At 66.3% G+C, this 19,346-nt stretch carries 17 protein-coding genes; 13 read left to right on the top strand and 4 right to left on the bottom strand.

Translation table 11 applies throughout. The features are described 5' to 3' along the window. Nucleotides 1–78 precede the first annotated feature (78 nt). From ABNQ40_RS13675 to ABNQ40_RS13655, 5 genes are all read left to right on the top strand, one after another. A complete protein-coding gene (locus tag ABNQ40_RS13675; protein ID WP_109046922.1) occupies nucleotides 79–1,107 on the top strand; it encodes a 2-dehydropantoate 2-reductase in 1,029 nt (342 codons plus the stop codon). Nucleotides 1,108–1,210: 103 nt separating this feature from the next. Next, the gene (locus ABNQ40_RS13670) at nucleotides 1,211–1,708 is read left to right on the top strand and encodes a CBS domain-containing protein (RefSeq protein WP_109046923.1); all 498 of its coding nucleotides are present in this window, start codon (nucleotides 1,211–1,213) and stop codon (nucleotides 1,706–1,708) included. Nucleotides 1,709–1,862: 154 nt separating this feature from the next. Beyond that, on the top strand, nucleotides 1,863–3,044 hold the full coding sequence (locus ABNQ40_RS13665) for a Re/Si-specific NAD(P)(+) transhydrogenase subunit alpha (RefSeq protein ID WP_391346883.1): 1,182 nt from the start codon (nucleotides 1,863–1,865) through the stop codon (nucleotides 3,042–3,044). Nucleotides 3,045–3,057: 13 nt separating this feature from the next. Beyond that, entirely contained in the window at nucleotides 3,058–3,492 is a 435-nt protein-coding gene (locus ABNQ40_RS13660; protein WP_391346880.1) for an NAD(P) transhydrogenase subunit alpha, read from the top strand. Nucleotides 3,493–3,496: 4 nt separating this feature from the next. Further along, complete coding sequence (locus ABNQ40_RS13655; protein WP_391346878.1) at nucleotides 3,497–4,891, top strand: NAD(P)(+) transhydrogenase (Re/Si-specific) subunit beta; 1,395 nt, start codon at nucleotides 3,497–3,499, stop codon at nucleotides 4,889–4,891. Between the two features lie 95 nt (nucleotides 4,892–4,986). Here the strand turns inward: ABNQ40_RS13655 and uraD are convergent, their stop codons facing one another. Together uraD and puuE are read right to left on the bottom strand one after the other, a co-directional pair. Then, nucleotides 4,987–5,496, bottom strand: a complete 510-nt coding sequence (uraD, locus tag ABNQ40_RS13650; RefSeq protein WP_109048356.1) for a 2-oxo-4-hydroxy-4-carboxy-5-ureidoimidazoline decarboxylase — start codon at nucleotides 5,494–5,496, stop codon at nucleotides 4,987–4,989. Between the two features lie 11 nt (nucleotides 5,497–5,507). After that, nucleotides 5,508–6,425 (bottom strand): allantoinase PuuE, encoded by a 918-nt coding sequence (puuE, locus tag ABNQ40_RS13645; RefSeq protein ID WP_109048357.1) that lies wholly within the window; start codon nucleotides 6,423–6,425, stop codon nucleotides 5,508–5,510. A gap of 188 nt (nucleotides 6,426–6,613) precedes the next feature. On the opposite strand from puuE, the gene uraH reads away from it, so the two are divergent. Continuing rightward, nucleotides 6,614–6,964: a hydroxyisourate hydrolase gene (gene uraH / locus ABNQ40_RS13640; RefSeq protein ID WP_109048358.1), complete on the top strand. Its 351-nt coding sequence runs from the start codon at nucleotides 6,614–6,616 to the stop codon at nucleotides 6,962–6,964. Between the two features lie 123 nt (nucleotides 6,965–7,087). Further along, nucleotides 7,088–8,857 (top strand): glyoxylate carboligase, encoded by a 1,770-nt coding sequence (gene gcl / locus ABNQ40_RS13635; protein ID WP_109048359.1) that lies wholly within the window; start codon nucleotides 7,088–7,090, stop codon nucleotides 8,855–8,857. An 82-nt stretch (nucleotides 8,858–8,939) separates the two neighbouring features. Here the strand turns inward: gcl and ABNQ40_RS13630 are convergent, their stop codons facing one another. Further along, nucleotides 8,940–9,776, bottom strand: coding sequence for a hypothetical protein (locus ABNQ40_RS13630; protein ID WP_199235245.1), 837 nt, complete (start codon nucleotides 9,774–9,776; stop codon nucleotides 8,940–8,942). A 263-nt stretch (nucleotides 9,777–10,039) separates the two neighbouring features. Here ABNQ40_RS13630 and ABNQ40_RS13625 point away from each other — a divergent pair, with 263 nt between their 5' ends. Continuing rightward, nucleotides 10,040–10,960 carry a LysR family transcriptional regulator gene (locus ABNQ40_RS13625; protein WP_109048360.1) on the top strand — a complete coding sequence of 307 codons (921 nt, stop codon included), beginning with the start codon at nucleotides 10,040–10,042 and terminating at the stop codon, nucleotides 10,958–10,960. Between the two features lie 214 nt (nucleotides 10,961–11,174). Next, nucleotides 11,175–12,890: a PAS domain-containing methyl-accepting chemotaxis protein gene (locus ABNQ40_RS13620; RefSeq protein WP_109048361.1), complete on the top strand. Its 1,716-nt coding sequence runs from the start codon at nucleotides 11,175–11,177 to the stop codon at nucleotides 12,888–12,890. A gap of 53 nt (nucleotides 12,891–12,943) precedes the next feature. On the opposite strand, the gene ABNQ40_RS13615 is transcribed toward ABNQ40_RS13620, so the two are convergent. After that, nucleotides 12,944–13,777, bottom strand: coding sequence for an IclR family transcriptional regulator (locus ABNQ40_RS13615; protein ID WP_109048362.1), 834 nt, complete (start codon nucleotides 13,775–13,777; stop codon nucleotides 12,944–12,946). Between the two features lie 293 nt (nucleotides 13,778–14,070). On the opposite strand from ABNQ40_RS13615, the gene ABNQ40_RS13610 reads away from it, so the two are divergent. The 4 genes from ABNQ40_RS13610 to sucC all read left to right on the top strand — a co-directional run bounded on the left by ABNQ40_RS13610 (nucleotide 14,071) and on the right by sucC (nucleotide 19,346). Then, entirely contained in the window at nucleotides 14,071–14,760 is a 690-nt protein-coding gene (locus tag ABNQ40_RS13610) for a GntR family transcriptional regulator (RefSeq protein WP_085083968.1), read from the top strand. Between the two features lie 43 nt (nucleotides 14,761–14,803). Continuing rightward, nucleotides 14,804–16,567, top strand: a complete 1,764-nt coding sequence (oxc, locus tag ABNQ40_RS13605; protein ID WP_391346873.1) for an oxalyl-CoA decarboxylase — start codon at nucleotides 14,804–14,806, stop codon at nucleotides 16,565–16,567. A 45-nt stretch (nucleotides 16,568–16,612) separates the two neighbouring features. Beyond that, nucleotides 16,613–17,887, top strand: a complete 1,275-nt coding sequence (frc, locus tag ABNQ40_RS13600; RefSeq protein ID WP_391346871.1) for a formyl-CoA transferase — start codon at nucleotides 16,613–16,615, stop codon at nucleotides 17,885–17,887. 259 nt (nucleotides 17,888–18,146) lie between these two features. Beyond that, nucleotides 18,147–19,346 carry an ADP-forming succinate--CoA ligase subunit beta gene (sucC, locus tag ABNQ40_RS13595; protein ID WP_391346869.1) on the top strand — a complete coding sequence of 400 codons (1,200 nt, stop codon included), beginning with the start codon at nucleotides 18,147–18,149 and terminating at the stop codon, nucleotides 19,344–19,346.

The following is a 19,346-nucleotide window of genomic DNA, read 5'->3' as shown; positions in this document are numbered from 1 at the left end:
GCGGCCGGTGCGGGCAGGCTGGCGTCGTCCAGCCCCACAGCATTCAAAAAGTGAAATCGGGGGAGAGGGGAATCCGGCATGAAGATCTGCATCTACGGATCCGGGGCCATCGGCGGCTACCTCGGCGTTCGCCTGCATCAGGCAGGTGCCGAAGTCAGCCTGGTGGCGCGTGGCGCGCATCTGGCGGCGATGCGCGAAAACGGCGTCACCTTGCTGATGGGGGAGGAGAAGACCGTCGTCCACCCCCGCTGCACCGACAACCCGGCCGAACTCGGCCCGCAGGATTATGTGATCGTCGCGTTGAAGGCCCACTCCGTCCCCGGTGTCGTGCCTGCGATGCAACCGCTTCTCGGTGACGACACCGCCGTCGTCACCGCGGTCAACGGCATTCCCTATTGGTATTTCTACGGCACCGGCGGCGAGTTCGACGGCCGCACACTGGAAACCGTCGATCCGGGTTCGGTCCAGTGGAACGGGCTGGGTCCGCAGCGCGCCATCGGCTGCGTCGTCTATCCGGCGACCGAGGTGGTGGAGCCGGGCGTCATCCAGCATGTCTATGGCGACAAATTCTCTCTCGGCGAGCCGGACGGGTCGAAGTCGGACCGCGTCGTCGCCCTGTCGAAGGCGATGGAGGCCGGCGGCCTGCGCGCCCCGGTGCTGGACCGCATCCGCGACGAGATCTGGCTGAAGCTGTGGGGCAACCTCTGCTTCAACCCGATCAGCGCGCTGACCCACGGCACGCTGGAGGTCATCTGCGGCGATGCCGACACCCGCGCCGTCGCCAAGGCGATGATGCTGGAGGCCAAGGACATCGGCGACAAGCTGGGTGTCCATTTCCGCGTCGATGTGGAGCGCCGCATCAACGGCGCCGCCGCGGTGGGCGCGCACAAGACCTCGATGCTCCAGGATCTGGAGCGCGGCCGGCCGATGGAGATCGATCCGCTGCTGTCGGTGGTGCAGGAGATGGGCCGCATGGTGGGCGTGCCGACGCCGACCATCGACGTGGTGCTGGCGCTGGTGAAGCAGCGCGGCGAGACCGCCGGCTGCTACAGCCGGCCGCAGTCCGCCGCTCCCGCCCGCACTCCGGAAGCGGTGGCGGCCCAGTAGGCAAGCCCCAATAGGCAAGCCCAAGGCAAAACAAGTCAGGCGACGCGGCCGGCGCAAACCCGGACAGGGTGCGCGCCGGCCGCCTCAAGGGGGGTGGAGCGTCATGAAGGTCGAGGACATTCTCCGCAAGAAGGGCACGCGCATCGGCATGGTGCGCATCAACGAAACGGTCTCCACCGCGCTGCGCCTGATGAAGGCGGAGAACACCGGCGCGCTGGTGGTCAAGGACGTCTGCCGCACCGAAGGCAACACGGTGGTCGGCGTCATTTCCGAACGCGATGTCGTCCGCGCCCTGGTCGACCGCGGTCCCGCCATCCTGGAGCAGGCGGTTTCGGCGCTGATGACGCGCGACCCCTATTGCTGCAGCCCGTCGGACTCCGTGCGTCATGTGCTGAGCCTGATGGACGAACATGGCATCCGCCATGTCCCGGTCCTGGAAGGCTCCACCCTGGTCGGCGTCGTCAGCGTCCGCGACCTGATCCGCCGACAGTTGGAAGAGCTGTCTGCCGATGGCGTTCCGGTGGCCGCTGCCACGGCTGCTGCGACAGCCGCCGCCACGGCCGCCGAGGGCTGGGACTTCCCGGTCGTTGCCAACCAGTGAGTGCTGTGTGGGTGGGGCCGGCGCATGTCCACTGCCCCACCTGAGTTGCCGCTTCGGCGCTTGCCCGCCCTGATCCGGCCCTGACCGGGAGCCTTGACCAAGGGGTGGGCCGATTATTGCCCGCCGCCAAGGCCGGCCTTCGAAAGCAAACGACATGAAGATCGCGATACCCAGGGAGCGCCGCCCGGGCGAGCGCCGCGTCGCCGCGTCTCCCGAAACCGTCAAGAAATTCAAAGCCCTCGGTCTGGACGTGGTGGTGGAGAGCGGGGCCGGCCTCGGTTCCAGCATCACCGATGCAGCCTATGAGGCGGCGGGGGCCGCCATCGCCGCCGACCAGGCTTCGGCGCTGGCCGATGCCGACATCGTCCTGAAGGTGCAGAGGCCGCTGATCGCTTCCGAGGGCGGTGAGGACGAACTGGCGCTGATGGCCAAGGGCACGCTGCTGTTCGCCATCCTCAATCCCTACAACAGCCGCGACCATGTGAAGGCCTACGCCGATGTCGGCGTGAACGCCTTCGCCATGGAGTTCATGCCGCGCATCACCCGCGCCCAGGTCATGGACGTGCTGTCCTCCCAGGCCAACCTCGCCGGCTACAAGGCCGTCGTCGATGCCGCCTCGGAATACGGCCGCGCCTTCCCGATGATGATGACCGCCGCCGGCACCGTGCCGCCGGCCCGCGCCTTCATCATGGGCGTCGGCGTCGCCGGCCTCCAGGCCATCGCCACCGCCAAGCGCCTCGGCGCCATCGTCTCGGCCACCGATGTGCGCCCGGCGGTGAAGGAGCAGGTGCAGTCGCTGGGTGGCAGCTTCGTCGCGGTGGAGAACGACGAGTTCAAGCAGGCTGAGACCGCCGGCGGCTACGCCAAGGAGATGTCGGACGACTACAAGCGCCAGCAGGCCGCCTTGGTCGCCGAGCACATCAAGAAGCAGGACCTGGTCATCACCACCGCGCTGATCCCCGGCCGCAAGGCACCGATCCTGGTGACGGCGGAGCATGTGGCGTCGATGAAGCCGGGCTCGGTGATCATCGATCTGGCGGTGGAGCAGGGCGGCAACGTCGAGGGCGCCAAGCTGGGCGAGGTGGTGACCACGGCCAACGGCGTGAAGATCGTCGGCCATGCCAACTACGCCAGCCGCATCGCCGAGAGCGCCTCGCTCTTGTACGCCAAGAACCTGCTGGCGCTGCTGACGTCGCTGCACGGCCCAAAAGACTCTGGGGAGACGGGCATCGTCGTCAACTGGGACGACGAGATCGTCAAGGCCATCGCGCTGACCCGCGACGGCGCCATCGTGCATCCTGCCTTCGCGGACGCCCGCGAAGCGCAACCCGCGTGAGGAGGCGGATCCCATGGAACACCCGGATCCCGCAAGCAACATCGCCGCGTTCCGCCAGACCCTGGCGGCCCTGACCAATCAGGTCGATGCGCTGGCCGTGCAGGTGGCGCAGCTGTCGCCGGTCCCGGTGACCGAGGCGGCCAGCCACGGCAGCTTCTTCGTCACCGGTTTGACGGTGCTCGTGCTGGCCTGCTTCGTCGGCTATTACGTCGTCTGGCGCGTCACCCCGGCCCTGCATTCGCCGCTGATGGCCGTCACCAACGCCGTGTCGTCGGTCATCATCGTCGGCGCGCTGGTCGCCGCCGGCCCGGCCGGCCCAATCTTTGGCGATGGGGGCTTCTCCAAGGTCCTCGGCTTCCTCGCCGTCATCCTGGCATCCGTCAATATCTTCGGCGGCTTCCTCGTGACCCAGCGCATGCTCTCCATGTTCAAGAAGAAGGGCAAGTAAGACCATGGAAACCTTGTCGGCCCTTCTCTATCTCGTTGCTTCCATCTGCTTCATCATGGCGCTGCGCGGGCTGTCCAGCCCGGAGACCTCGCGCCAGGGCAACATCTACGGCATGGTCGGCATGACCATCGCCATCCTGACCACGCTGGCCTCGCCCATCGTCCAGTCCTATTGGATGATCGTGCTCGGCATCGCCATCGGCGGTGCCATCGGCTACGTCGTCGCCAAGAAGATCGAGATGACGGCGCTGCCACAGCTGGTCGCCGCCTTCCACTCGCTGGTCGGTCTGGCCGCCGTCTTCGTGGCGCTCGCCGCTTTCTATTCGCCGGAGGCCTACGGCATCGGCCTCCGCGGCGCCATCGCCAAGGGCTCGCTGATCGAGATGGCGCTGGGCACCGCGGTCGGTGCGATCACCTTCACCGGCTCCATCGTCGCCTTCGCCAAGCTCCAGGGTCTGGTCACCGGCAAGCCGCTGGTCTTCCCGATGCAGCATCCGCTGAACGCGGCGCTCGGCGTGCTGACCGTCATCCTGATCATCTGGCTGGTGCAGTCGAACGCCGACGCCGCGATGTGGCTGATCGTCGTCGTGGCGCTGGCGCTGGGCTTCCTGCTGATCCTGCCGATCGGTGGCGCCGACATGCCGGTGGTCATCTCGATGCTGAACAGCTACTCCGGCTGGGCGGCCTGCGGCATCGGCTTCACGCTTCAGAACAACCTGCTGATCATCACCGGCGCGCTGGTGGGCTCCTCGGGCGCCATCCTGTCCTACATCATGTGCAAGGGCATGAACCGCTCGATCTTCAACGTCATCCTCGGCGGCTTTGGCGGCGAGAGTGCCGCGGCCGGCGGCCCTGCCAAGGGTCCGCAGGGTTCGGTCAAGGCCGGCTCGGCCGAGGACGCCGCCTACATCATGAAGAACGCCCAGTCGGTGATCGTGGTGCCGGGCTACGGCATGGCGGTGGCCCAGGCCCAGCATGCTCTGCGTGAGATGGCCGACAGCCTGAAGCATGAGGGCGTGGATGTGAAGTACGCCATCCACCCGGTGGCGGGCCGCATGCCCGGTCACATGAACGTGCTGCTGGCCGAGGCCAACGTACCCTACGACGAGGTGTTCGAACTGGAGGACATCAACCGCGACTTCGGTACGGTGGATGTCGCCTTCGTCATCGGCGCCAACGACGTGACCAACCCGGCGGCCAAGACCGACCCGACGAGCGCCATCTACGGCATGCCGATCCTCGATGTGGAGAAAGCCAAGACGGTGTTCTTCATCAAGCGCGGCATGGCCGCCGGTTACGCCGGTGTCGAGAACGAGCTGTTCTTCCGCCCCAACACCATGATGCTGTTCGGTGATGCCAAGAAGGTCACCGAAGAGGTCGTCAAGGCGATGGAAGCGTAACGACTGCTGTTAAAAGAAAGCGCGCCGCTCCGGCTGGGGCGGCGCGCTTTTTTCGTTTTTGGAGAATCCCTCTCCCCGGGGGCGGAGAGGGGGTGTCACTTCACCAGATCGTCCAGCCGGAAGCCGGCGATCTTGTAGATCTCCTCCAACGCCCGGCCGAACTCCACCTCCGGCTCGTTCGCCACGCGCTCGCGCATCGCCGCCAGGATCTCCTGCTTGCTGCTGAAGCGCACCGCCATGATGAAGGGGAAGCCGAAGCGCTCGCGGTAGGCGCGGTTCAGGTCGCGCTGCTCCTGGGCCTCCGCCTCGGTCAGTTCGTTCAGGCCGGCCCTGGCCTGTTCGGTCTGCGAGAAGGCGGTCAGGTTGGCCGGGCGGCTGGCGCGGTCGGCAAGGTCGGGGTGGGACAGGATCAGGGCGCGCTGCCGTTCCGTCCCCGCCGCGCGGACGATGCCGGTCATCGCCGCGCGCAAGGCCGTGGCATCGGCGAAGGGGCGCTTGTCCCAGGCGGCGTCGGCCACCCAGGGGCTGTCCTCGAACACGGCACCCAGCGCCGCGACGAATTCGGCGCGGTCCATCCGGTTCAGGTCGTCCAGGCTGTAGGGCATCTGCTGCGCTCTCACTTCGCGGTGTAGGGGTGTTCGGCGATCCAGTGGCGGGCGATGTCGAGCCGCGTCGCCACCCACGCCTTGTCATGGCCGCGCACATAGTCGAGGAAACGGGCCAGCGCCGCCGCGCGACCGGGACGCCCGACCAGACGGCAATGCAGGCCGATGGACATCATCTTCGGCGCCGTCTCGCCCTCGGCATAGAGGGTGTCGAAGCTGTCCTTCAGGTAGGCGAAGAACTGGTCGCCGCTGTTGAAGCCCTGGTTGGTCGCGAAACGCATGTCGTTGGCGTCGAGCGTGTAGGGCACGATCAGCTGCGGCCGGCCATGGCTGTCGTCCCAATAGGGCAGATCGTCGGCGTAGGAATCGGCGTTGTAGAGGAAGCCGCCCTCCTCGGCGACCAGCCGCCAGGTGTTCGGGCTGCACCGGCCGAGATACCAGCCGAGCGGCCGGGAGCCGGTCACGCGGGTGTGGACCTCGATGGCGCGCAGCATGTGCTCGCGCTCCACCTCCGCCGGCAGATGCTGGTAGTCGATCCAGCGCCAGCCATGGGTGGCGATCTCCCAGCCGGCGGCCTTCATGGCGGCGACCACCTCCGGATTGCGCTCCAGCGCCATGGCGACGCCATAGACGGTGACCGGCAGGTTGCGCTCGGTGAACAGGCGGTGCAGCCGCCAGAAGCCGGCGCGGGAGCCGTATTCGTAGATCGACTCCATGTTCATGTGGCGGGCGCCGGGGATCGGCTGCGCGCCGACGATCTCCGACAGGAAGGCCTCCGATGCGGCGTCCCCGTGAAGGACGCAGTTCTCGCCGCCCTCCTCGTAATTGATGACGAACTGCACCGCCACCCGGGCGCCGCCCGGCCAGTTGGCCTGCGGCGGGGTGGCGCCATAGCCGATCATGTCGCGGGGATAAGCGGTGCCGGTCATCGTCGTCTCGCCCTTTTCGCGCTGCGGTCGAAGCGGAACCTACGCTAAGCCATTGGCGGCAGGGGGTTCAACCGGCCGATTGTCTTCCGGCGGCCGAAGACAGTTTCCGGATCTGGACGGGTGGGCAGGGCAGGGCGGATGCGCTTAAGCTGTGGGTCCGAACTCGCACCGTCGCGGAGACCGCACCCATGGGCCGCCTGACCACCCACGTCCTCGACATCGCCGCCGGCCGTCCGGCGCCGGGCATGCGCATCCGCCTGACCTCGCTCGACACCGGCGCCGTTCTCGGCGAGTTCACAACGAATGCCGACGGCCGGCTCGACGCCCCGGCGCTCCAGGGCGAGGACTTCAAGACCGGCCGCTATGAACTGCTGTTCCTGGCCGGCGACTATTTCCGCCGTGTCGGCGTGATCTTGGGGGATGGCCCGGACTTCATCGACGAGGTGCCGCTGCGCTTCGGCATCAAGGACGCGTCCCAGCATTACCATGTGCCGCTGCTGGTTTCGCCTTGGGCCTATTCGACGTATCGCGGCAGCTGAGGCTCCTCCCCATTCGGCACCGCTTTCCAGCCTGTGGAAAAGGCAACCCGTTGATTTGCCGTACCCACCATCCGCGCGCTTAGCTGTCTTCAGCAACAATCGCGTTTGGTGAGGAGTCGAGCGATGGCGAGAATGACGGCGGCGGAAGCGGCGGTGCGGGTGCTGGAGCGGGAGGGCATCGACGTCTGCTTCGGCGTCCCGGGCGCCGCGATCAACCCCTTCTATGCGGCGATGCAGCGGCGCGGCACGATGCGCCATGTGCTGGCCCGCCATGTCGAGGGCGCCTCGCACATGGCCGAAGGCTACACGCGGGCCAATGCCGGCAACATCGGCGTGTGCATCGGCACCTCCGGCCCGGCCGGCACCGATATGATCACCGGCCTCTATTCGGCGATTGCGGACTCGATCCCGATCCTGTGCATCACCGGACAGGCGCCGCGTGCCCGCCTGCACAAGGAGGATTTCCAGGCGATCAACATCGCCGACATCGCCAAGCCGGTGGCCAAATGGGCAGTGACCGTGCTGGAGCCGGCGCAGGTGCCCTACGTCTTCCAGCAGGCCTTCCACCTGATGCGCAGCGGCCGTCCCGGCCCGGTGCTGATCGACCTGCCCATCGACGTCCAGATGGCGGAGATCGAATTCGACGACGAGACCTACGAGCCGCTGGCGGTCTACAAGCCCGCGGCCACCCGTGCCCAGGTCGAGAAGGCGCTGGCGATGTTCGCGGCGGCGGAACGTCCGCTGGTCGTGGCCGGCGGCGGCATCGTCAACGCCGACGCCTCCGACAAGCTGGTGGAGTTCGCCGAGCTGCTCGGCGTGCCGGTGATCCCGACGCTGATGGGCTGGGGCACCATCGCCGACGACCATCCGCTGATGGCCGGCATGGTGGGCTTGCAGACCGCCCACCGCTACGGCAACGCGACGATGCTGAAGTCCGACTTCGTGCTGGGCATCGGCAACCGCTGGGCCAACCGCCACACCGGCTCGGTCGAGGTCTACACCAAGGGCCGCAAGTTCGTGCATGTCGACATCGAGCCGACCCAGATCGGCCGCGTCTTCATGCCCGACCTCGGCATCGTGTCGGATGCCGGCGCCGCGCTCGACCTGTTCATCGAGGTCGCCAAGGAGTGGAAGGCCGAGGGGCGCTTCAAGGATCTCGGCGGCTGGGTCAAGGACTGCCAGGGCCGCAAGCGGTCGATGCACCGCCGCAGCGACTTCGATCAGGTGCCGATGAAGCCGCAGCGCGTCTATCAGGAGATGAACAGCGCCTTCGGCCAGGACACCACCTACGTCACCACCATCGGCCTGTCGCAGATCGCCGGCGCGCAGTTCCTGCACGTCTACAAGCCGCGCCACTGGATCAACTGCGGCCAGGCCGGCCCGCTGGGCTGGACCCTGCCGGCGGCGCTCGGCGTCCGGGTGGCCGATCCGAAGCGGCGCATCGTCGCGCTGTCCGGCGACTACGACTTCCAGTTCATGATCGAGGAGCTGGCGGTCGGCGCCCAGCACAAGCTGCCCTACATCCATGTGCTGGTGAACAACGCCTATCTCGGCCTGATCCGGCAGGCGCAGCGCGCCTTCCAGATGGACTTCCAGGTGCAGCTGTCCTTCGAGAACATCAACGCGCCGGAGATCGGCGTCTATGGCGTCGACCATGTCGCGGTGGCCGAAGGGCTTGGCTGCAAGGCGATCCGCGTCACCGAACCCGACCGCATCCAGGAGGCCTTCACCCAGGCCCAGGCCTGGATGGACCAGTATCAGGTGCCGGTCGTCGTCGAGCTGGTGCTGGAGCGGGTGACCAACATCTCCATGGGTGCCGACATCGACAGCGTCACCGAGTTCGAGGAGACGCTGGACCTGCCTGTGGACGAGAGCGAAACCGTTCTGGTCTGACCGACCGGTCCTCTCGAACGGAAGGCGCGCCCGGCGGCGCGCCTTTCGCATTTTCATGGTCCGCCCGCTCAAGCCCCACCGCTCAAGCGATGGCGAAGCAGCCGGACCCGCTGCCGACACCGGTGTCGAGCGGGTAGCCGATCGCCGCCAGGCTTTCCGCCGAAAAGACCGCCGCCGGGTCAATGCCGTTCAACGTTACCGATGTTGGAATGGCGGAGATGTCGGCGTCGAAATTCACCGGCCCTTCACGGAAGCGGCCGAAAAGGGCCACTGCCTGTCCGCCTTCCACCGGGATGAAGGTCGCTTCATCCTCCAGGTTCAAGCTGTCGACCAGCGTGCCGGCTGGGTCATTCAGATAGATCTGCGCCCGCAGCCACACCTCCTGTCCGTTCGCCGGGTCGGTCGAGGTGCCCGGGGCGATGACGGCGAGGAAATCCTCCGGTGTGCGCGGCGGTTCCGGGTCGTTCACGAACTCGCGATAGAGGGTACCGTCACCCACCACCAGCGTCGTTCCGTCGTTGGGCAGGACGCTGGCCTGGACGACATGCTCGATCTCCGTGTCGCCGACCCGGGCGGACAGCAGGAACTGGTTGGGCTGGTCGTTAAAATAGCGGCGGTAGGTGGTGCCGTCCGTGCCGGTCACCGGGTCGTCGAAATTCATGGCGATGGTGATCCGGAATGGATCGCCGGTCTGCACGTCTTCATCCAGGAACGGGAAAGGTTGGTCGATGGTGCCCTGGACATCGACGACATACAGGCCCTCATAGGCGTCGCCGCCGTCACCATTCCCGCCTCCACCTCCATGATGGCCGTGTCCCCAGCCGTTGCCATGACCGCCATGGTGCCCGTGTCCATGGTCGTGTCCATGACCATCGCCACGCCCGCCGCCGTATTTGCCGGACTGATCGCCCTCGAACATGCTGCCCTCCCGACTGATCGCTTGCGTTGTCAAAGGCCGCAAGGCGCGCGACCTTCCGTTGAAGATAGGCCGCTGCGGGACGGCCGGCCGGACGGGCATCCGTACATATCTCCGCCTGGATCGCCGGACGGATGGGTTTTTGCACTGCAACGCTCCGAACGGGAGTGGCAAATTCCCAGCGGCGGGTGAGGCGTGCTAGCGTCCGTCCCGATCCGTAAACCCACCGGTCCGACCCAATCGTCTGCCAGGGAGTCCGCGCGAGCATGGCGTTGCTTGAGAACATGCGCATCTTCGTCCGCGTCGTCGAACTGGGCAGCCTGTCGGCCGCCGGGCGGAACCTGCGCATGTCGCCGGCGATGGTCAGCCACCGCATCCAGCAGCTGGAAACCCATCTCGGCGTCCGGCTGCTGAACCGCACGACGCGGCAGTTGCAGGCGACCGAAACCGGCATGGATTTCTACCAGAGCTGCCTGGAGGTTCTGGAAGCGGTGGAGCGGGCGCACAGCAGCATCGCCGCCGGGTCCGGCGTACCGTCGGGCAGCGTGCGGGTGACGGCGCCCTTGGGCTTCGGCCGTCGCATCCTGGCGCCGCTGGTGCCGGACTTCTGCGCCGCCCACCCGCTGGTGGAGGTGCGGCTGCGCCTGTCCGACCATCTGCTCGACCTGCTGCGCGAGGCGGTCGACGTGGCGGTGCGCATGGCGGCGCTGAAGGACTCCAGCTTCGTCGTGCGCAAGATCGCCGACGTGCGCCGCGTGCTGGTGGCCGCCCCCTCCTACCTGTCGGAGCGCGGACGGCCGGAAAGGCCGGCGGACCTGTCCGGCCACAACTGCCTGCTTCTGCGCTTTCCCGGCACCCAGCAATATCAATGGAGCGTGCTGGAGGGCGGCGAGCCGGTGAAGCTGCCGGTGTCGGGCCGCTTCGATGCCGACGACGGTGATGTGCTGACCGGCTGGGCGCTCGACGGGCGGGGGATCGCCATGAAGCCGCTGTGGGAGGTGGCGGAGCATCTGGCCAGCGGCGCCCTGGTGCCGGTCCTGCCCGATTTTCCGCCGGAGCCGGTGACGTTGGCCGTGCTCTATCCCCATCGCGCGCTGGTTCCAGCCAAGGTGCGGGCTTTTGCCGACCATATGGTGCCGAAGATCAAGTCGGCACTGCTGGGAATATCTCCAGAGACGATCCTATGATCGGCTGTGCCAAATCCTAGGGATAATCCCGACTGACTGACTTGGATGCTTTGCCTATCCTGCATGGCGCTGTCGTATGCAGAGGCCGTGCCGCTGGGATACTTTGTTTCCGAAGACGATCCCATTCGTGGCTCGCATCGGGAATGAAGCGGTAAAATGGGAAGCCATGGCCCTTCCGCATCCGTCCGGCGCGGCGCGAGGAAGGGAGGACTCCATGTTTCTGTTCACCAAGGGTGTAAGCTGCGAGCGGGCCAAGCTGGAGGCTCTCGACCGGTCACAGGCCGTCATCGAATTCGCAATGGACAGCACGGTGGTGGATGCGAACAGGAATTTCCTGGAGGCGATGGGCTATAGCCTGGAGGAGGTGAAGGGGCGTCCGCACAGCATGTTCGTCGATCCCGACTATGCGAAGAGCACGGGCTACTGCGATTTCTGGGGCGAACTGCGGGCGGGCCGCTTCCAATCGGCCGTGTTCCGGCGGGTCACCAAGTCGGGCCGGGAAATCTGGCTGCGCGCCACCTACAACCCTATCCTCGGCGCCGGCAGCCGGCCGGTCGGCGTGGTGAAATTCGCCACCGATATCACCGAGGCAAAGCTGAAGGAGGCCGATGCCAACGGCAAGCTCGCCGCCATCGACCGGTCGCAGGCGGTGATCGAGTTCGCGCTGGACGGCACCATCCTGACAGCCAACCGGCGCTTCCTCGATTTGATGGGCTACCGGCCGGAGGAGGTGCGGGGGCAGCATCACAAGGTATTCCTCGATGGCGTGGATGTCTCCGATCCGGCCTACAGCGCGTTCTGGGAGAAGCTTGGCCGGGGCGAGCATCAAAGCGGCGAATTCCGGCGCCTGACCAAGAGCGGCGCGCAGGTCTGGATCCAGGCGACCTATACGCCGATCCTCGACCCGACCGGAAAGCCGTGGAAGATCGTGAAGTTCGCCACCGACGTGACCGAGCAGCGGGTTCGCAACGCCGACTTCCGTGCCCAGATCGAAGCGATCAACCGGTCGCAGGCGGTGATCCATTTCAAGCCTGACGGCACGATTCTCGACGCCAACGACAATTTCCTGAAGGCGATGGGATACCGGCTGGACGAGGTGGTCGGGCAGAATCATCGCCTGTTCGTATCGCCGGAACAGCAGGCCAGCGCCGAATACAGCCAGTTCTGGGACATCCTGCGCAGCGGGAAATTCCACACTTCGCTCTACCGCCGCCGGGCCAGGAACGGGTCCGACATCTGGATCAACGCCAGTTACAATCCCGTCCTGTCCGATGCGGGAGAGGTGCTGAAGGTGGTGAAGTTCGCCACCAACGTTACCGATATGATCCTGTCGCGTCTGGAAGCCATCGAGTTTTCCAAGCAGACCGTCCAGAAGGTGGCCGACGTCGGCGACGCCGTCGAACGGATGTGCGGGTCCGCGACCCAAATCTCAACCGACATCCTGGCATCGCGCAAGGTGGTGGACGAGATCGACCGCCGGACCTCCGCCGCTGACAGCGCCACCGGCCGGCTGAACGAGGCCGCGGCGGCGATGGACGGCGTCGCCAAATTCATCGACGCCATCGCTTCGCAGATCAAACTGCTGTCGCTGAACGCCACCATCGAGGCGGCGCGGGCGGGCGAGGCCGGCCGCGGCTTCGCGGTCGTGGCGACCGAGGTCAAGTCGCTGGCCGAACAGACCTCCGGCGCCACCGAGCGGATCGGCGTCGAGATCGTCGCCATGCAGGAGGTCGTCCGTCAGGTCGTGGAGGCGCTGGGCGGCATCGCCCGGTCGGTCGACAGCGTGAAATCGACCGTCCATGGGGTTGCCGCCGGTGCCGAGGAACAGATGTCGCTCAGCGACGGCGTCGTGTCGAACATGCGGGAAGCCCGGAACGGCGTCGAGGCGATCAACCGCAATCTGCAAGAGATGCTGATCAAAGCGCAATAACGGGGCGCAATGACGTGGCGGAGTGACGGGCGGGCCGGTCCGGACAGCCGGCCTCACACCCCGCGCGAGCGCACCAGAAGCACGCGCGCCTCCTCCGACGCGCGGTGCAGGTGGGGCAGGAACTGCACCTCCATCTCCGGGCAGGTGACGCGGGCGGCCTGGGCGCTGATGTTCATCGCCGCCACCACCCCGCCGGCGGCGGTGCTGATCGGCACGGCGATGGAGCGCAGCCCCAGCTCCAGCTCCTGGTCGACCAGCGAGAAGCCGCGGTCGCGCACCCGTTCCAGCTCGCGCTTCAGCGCGTCGGGCGCGGTGATGGTCCGTTCGGTGAAGGGCTTCAGCGGCACCCGCGCCAGATAGGCGTCCAGCTCCGCCTCCGGCAGCGCCGCCAGCAGGACCCGCCCCATCGAGGTGCAGTAGGCCGGCAGGCGGCTGCCGACATTCAGCCCGACCGACATGATCCGCTTGGTCGCCGCACGGGCGATATAGACCACGTCGTCCTCGTCCAGGACGGCGGCGGAGCAGGATTCCTGCACCGCCCCGCTGACCTGCTCGATCAGCGGGTCGAGAATCGTCGCCAGCGGAGCCGACGACAGGAAGGAATAGCCCAGCGCCAGGATCTTCGGCTTCAGATGGAAGGTCCGGCCGTCCGACCCGGCATAGCCCAGCTGCATCAGCGTCAGCAGGCAACGCCGCGCCGCCGCCCGCGGCAGGCCAGTGATCTTGGCGATGTCGGCGATGGTCAGGTTCGGCTCGCGCTCGGTGAAGGCGCGAATCACCGACAATCCGCGCGCCAGCGAGGTCATGAAGTTCGGATCCGACGCCTCTTCCGCCGCGCCGGAGGGTGTCTTGTCTGCGGCCCCGGCCAGTTGCTGGGTTTCGGCCATGCGCGGGTTCCTTCGCTATGAGCGATCCTGAAGGGCCAAATTAGGGCGATTACCGCGCAATAGCCAGAGAAATCGAACAGAACTGGCCGCAACTCCGTCGGCAGCAGAAATAGTTCGAGGTGCCCGCAATTGGCCTTGCGGGTGTCTGGCATCTGGTATACCGTATCGATAATTCAAAAACGACGCGCCACTCAGTACCAAGGGCCAGGGCGATCGTCCGAACGCTCGCACGAACAACGCTCACGACAACAAGCGGCGCCGATGGCGTCGGCGCGCAAAGGGTCGGAAACGTGATGAACCGGGAAAGATTCAGTGTCGAACCCCTCGAACAGGGGATGAGCTTCAAGGCCAAGGCCTACCAATCGCTGCGACAGGCCATCACGCAGATGAACATCTATGGCCAGAGCAACGAGATCAGGTTGGACGAACGCCGTCTGTGCGAGGCGTTGGGTGTCAGCCGCACCCCGGTGCGCGAGGCGATGGCGCTGCTGGAACAGGAGGGGTTCATCCGCTCCCAACCGCGGCGCGGGATCTTCGTGGTGCGCAAGACGAAGGCCGAACTGGTGGAGATGATCACGGTGTGTGCCGCCCTGGAAGGCATGGCGGCACGCCTGTTCGTCGAAAACGCCACCACGGAGAAGCTGGAACTCCTGCACGCCGCGTTCGACAAATACACGAAGGCCGAATTGGCGGAACATGTCGCCGAGTATTCGGACGCCAACATCGTCTTTCATCAAAGCATCGTCCAGGCTTCGGGCTCCGCTCTGATCTCGGACCTGACCGACCGCTTCTTCATCCATATGCGTGCGATCCGCCGCGCGACGATGGGCCTCGGCGACCGTGCCGACCAGTCCATCCACGAGCATCGGGACATCATCGAGGCGCTTGCCGCCCGCGATGCCGATCTCGCGGAACGCCGCGTCCGGGAACACACGCTCGGTCTCGCACAGTACGTGGAACGGCATTGCGCCTTCCTCGACTAACCAACTTTGAACCTTTTTGGAGCCTCGGGGAGGAGTCACCCATATGTCTACTGCGGCTGCAACGATCACTAAGAACCAGGCCACGGAAGCATCTGTTGTCGAAGACGCGCCGGCGCTGACCGACGGCTTCCAGCTCGTCATCGACGCGCTCAAGCTCAACGACATCAACAACCTGTACGTCGTCCCCGGCATTCCGATCTCCGACCTGCTGCGCATGGCGCAGGCCGAGGGCATGCGCGTCGTCTCGTTCCGCCACGAACAGAATGCCGGCAACGCCGCCGCCATCGCCGGTTTCATGACGAAGAAGCCGGGCGTCTGCATGACGGTGTCGGCGCCGGGCTTCCTGAACGGCCTGACCGCGCTGGCGAACGCCACCACCAACTGCTTCCCGATGATCCTGATCAGCGGCTCGTCGGAGCGTGAGGTCGTCGATCTCCAGCAGGGCGACTATGAGGAGATGGACCAGCTGGCCATCGCCAAGCCGCTGTGCAAGGCCGCCTTCCGCATCCTGCACGCCCAGGACATCGGCATCGGCGTGGCGCGCGCCATCCGCGCCGCCGTGTCGGGCCGTCCGGGCGGCGTCTATCTCGACCTGCCGGCCAAGCTGTTCTCGCAGGTGATGGACGCCGCGGAAGGTGCGAAGTCGCTGGTCAAGGTGGTCGATCCGACCCCGGCGCAGTATCCGTCGGCCGAGGCGGTCAACCGCGCGCTCGACCTGCTGAAGGGCGCCAAGCGTCCGCTGGTGATCTTCGGCAAGGGCGCCGCCTATGCCCAGGCCGATGAGACGATCCGCTCCTTCGTCGAGAAGAGCGGCATCCCCTTCCTGCAGATGAGCATGGCCAAGGGCCTGCTGCCCGACACCCATCCGCAGTCGGCCGGTGCCGCCCGCTCTCTGGTTCTGCAGGAAGCCGACGTGGTCATGCTGGTCGGCGCGCGGCTGAACTGGCTGCTGTCGCACGGCAAGGGCAAGACCTGGGGCAAGCCCGGCTCCAAGAAGTTCATCCAGGTCGACATCGAGCCGCGGGAGATGGACAGCAACGTCGAAATCCATGCCCCGCTGGTCGGCGACATCGCGTCGGTCATGGAAGTGATGCTGAAGGGCATCGACGGCGGCCTGACCCCGCCGACCGACTGGATGGCCACCGTCGCCGCCAAGCGTGAGCAGAACGTCGCCAAGATGGCGCCGAAGCTGATGAGCAACGCGTCGCCGATGAACTTCCACGGTGCGCTGGGCGCCCTGCGCCGCATCATCAAGGAGCGTCCGGACGCCCTGCTGGTCAACGAGGGCGCCAACACCCTCGATCTGGCCCGCGGCATCATCGACATGTACGAGCCGCGCAAGCGCCTCGACGTCGGCACCTGGGGCGTGATGGGCGTCGGCATGGGCTACGCCGTGGCCGCGGCGGTGGAGAGCGGCAAGCCGGTTCTGGCCGTCGAGGGAGACAGCGCCTTCGGCTTCTCCGGCATGGAGGTGGAGACGATCTGCCGCTACAACCTGCCGGTCTGCATCGTCATCTTCAACAACAACGGCATCTATCGCGGGACCGACGTCAACCCGACCGGCGGGAACGACCCGTCGCCGATGGTCTTCGTCCCCGGCTCGCGTTACGACAAGATGATGGAAGCCTTCGGCGGCGTCGGCGTCCACGTCACCAACCCGGACGAGCTGTACCGCGCGGTCAACGAGGCGATGGACAGCGGCCGTCCGACCCTGATCAACGCCGTCATCGACCCGGCCGCCGGCACCGAAAGCGGCAACATCGGCAGCCTCAATCCGACCAGCTCGGTCCGCAAGATGCCGTCCTAAAACAAACGCCGACCGACACGACTTAAGAAGCAGGGGGAGAAATACATGGGCAAGGCACTTCAGGGCGTGCGGATTCTCGACTTCACACATGTTCAGTCGGGACCGACCTGCACCCAGTTGCTCGCCTGGTTCGGCGCCGACGTCATCAAGGTCGAACGGCCGGGCGAGGGTGACATCACCCGCAGCCAGCTGCGCGACCTGCCGGACGCCGACAGCCTGTATTTCACCATGCTGAACCACAACAAGCGGTCCATCACCCTCGACACCAAGACGCCCAAGGGCAAGGAGGTGCTGGAGGCGCTGATCAAGACCTGCGACGTGATGGTCGAAAACTTCGCCCCCGGCGTGCTCGATCGCATGGGGTTCACCTGGGAGCGTATCCAGGAACTGAACCCCGCGATGATCGTCGCGTCGGTGAAGGGCTTCGGGCCCGGGCCGTTCGAGAACTGCAAGGTGTACGAGAACGTCGCCCAATGTGCGGGCGGTGCGGCCTCGACCACCGGTTTCGACGACGGCCCGCCCATGGTCACCGGCGCCCAGATCGGCGACAGCGGCACCGGCCTGCATCTGGCGCTCGGCATCGTCACCGCGCTCTACCAGCGCCGGGAGACCGGCCGCGGCCAGAAGGTGCTGGCCGCCATGCAGGACGCCGTGCTGAACCTGTGCCGCGTCAAGCTGCGCGACCAGCAACGTCTGGCCAACGGTCCGATGAAGGAATACCCGCAATACCCGAACGGCGAGTTCGGCGACACGGTGCCGCGTGCCGGCAACGCGTCGGGCGGCGGCCAGCCGGGCTGGATCCTGAAGTGCAAGGGCTGGGAGACCGATCCCAACGCCTACATCTACTTCATCGCCCAGGCTCCCGTCTGGAAGTCGATCTGCAAGGTCATCGGCAAGGAAGAGTGGATCACCGATCCCGACTACGCCACCCCGGTGGCCCGCCTGCCGCGTCTGATGCAGATCTTCGGCACCGTCGAGGAGTGGACCAAGACCCTGACCAAGTTCGAGGTCATGGACCTTCTCAACAAATACGACATTCCCTGCGGCCCGATCCTGTCGATGAAGGAAATCGCCGAGGACAAGTCGCTCTACGAGACCGGCACGCTGGTCGAGGTGGAGCATCCGACCCGCGGCAGCTACCTGACGGTCGGCAACCCGATCAAGCTGTCGGACAGCCCGACGGAAGTCACCCGCTCCCCCCTGCTGGGCGAGCACACCGACGAAATCCTGCGCGACGTCCTGGGTTTCAACGAGCGTGAGATCGTCGACATCCGCGACAGCGGCGCCATCGGCGTCGTGGAGAGGCTGGCGGCGGAGTAACAGTCTCCGTCTCCTCCCCGACCCTCCCCGCTTCGGCGGGAGAGGGCGGGGGGAGGCCGGCATCCGATGTTTGAATAGCCTGCCGATTTTTAAAAACCCCCGCTTTCCCTCTCCCCGACCGTCCCCTTCCCGGTCGCTCAAGAGCCGAAGCGGGAGCCGAAGCCCGGATTTTTAAAAATCCGCCGCCCGTCAGCCGAAGAATTTCCGGCTCTCCGCGGTCTCCAAAAGACAATTCCCGACTGGGACAGAGACGAAAACCATGAACATTCACGAATATCAGGCCAAGGATCTGCTGCGGGGGTACGGCGTCGCCGTTCCGCGCGGCGGCGTGGCCTTCACCCCGGAAGAGGCTGCATCGGTCGCCCGCGAACTCGGCGGTCCGGTCTGGGTGGTGAAGTCGCAGATCCATGCCGGTGGCCGCGGCGCCGGCCGGTTCCAGGACAATCCGGGCGGCAAGGGCGGCGTCCGCGTCGTCAAGTCGGTCGAGGAGGTCGCCTCCAACGCCGCCGAGATGCTCAATCGCGTCCTCGTGACCAAGCAGACCGGCCCGGCCGGCAAGGAGGTCAAGCGCCTCTATGTCGAGGAAGGCGCTGACATCAAGCGCGAGCTGTATCTCGGCCTGCTGACCGACCGTGGAACTGGCCGCGTCACCATCATCGCCTCGACCGAAGGCGGCATGGAGATCGAAGAGGTCGCCCACAACACGCCGGAGAAGATCGTCAAGGTCGCGGTCGACCCGGCCACCGGCATCCAGGGCTACCACACCCGCAAGGTCGCCTTCGCGCTGGGGCTGGAAGGCAAGCAGGTCGGCGCCGCCGCCAAGTTCATCCAGGCCGCCTACAAGGCCTTCGTGGATCTGGACTGCGCCATCGTCGAGATCAACCCGCTGATCGTCACCGGCTCGGGCGACATCCTGGCGCTCGACGCCAAGATGAGCTTCGACGACAACGCGCTGTTCCGTCACAAGGACGTCGCCGCCCTGCGCGACGAGGCGGAAGAGGACCCGGCGGAGATCGAAGCTGCCAAGCACGAGCTGAACTACGTCAAGCTCGACGGCAACATCGGCTGCATGGTCAACGGCGCCGGTCTGGCGATGGCCACCATGGACATCATCAAGCTGTACGGTGCCGAGCCGGCCAACTTCCTCGACGTCGGCGGCGGCGCCACCAAGGAGCGCGTCACCGCGGCCTTCAAGCTGATCCTGTCCGACAGCGCGGTCGAAGGCATCCTGGTCAACATCTTCGGCGGCATCATGCGCTGCGACGTGATCGCCGAAGGCGTGGTCGCCGCGGCCCGCGACGTGAAGCTGCATGTTCCGCTGGTGGTGCGCCTGGAAGGCACCAACGTGGCGCTCGGCAAGAAGATCCTGGCCGAATCCGGCCTGCCGATCCTGTCCGCCGACAATCTGGACGACGCAGCCAAGAAGATCGTCGCCGCCGTGAAGAAGGAGGCCGCGTAA

Source organism: Azospirillum sp. A23 (assembly GCF_042938965.1).
Classification (GTDB): domain Bacteria; phylum Pseudomonadota; class Alphaproteobacteria; order Azospirillales; family Azospirillaceae; genus Azospirillum; species Azospirillum melinis.
Note: the sequence above shows the minus strand (reverse complement) of the source record. Positions and strands in the feature narration are given on the sequence as shown.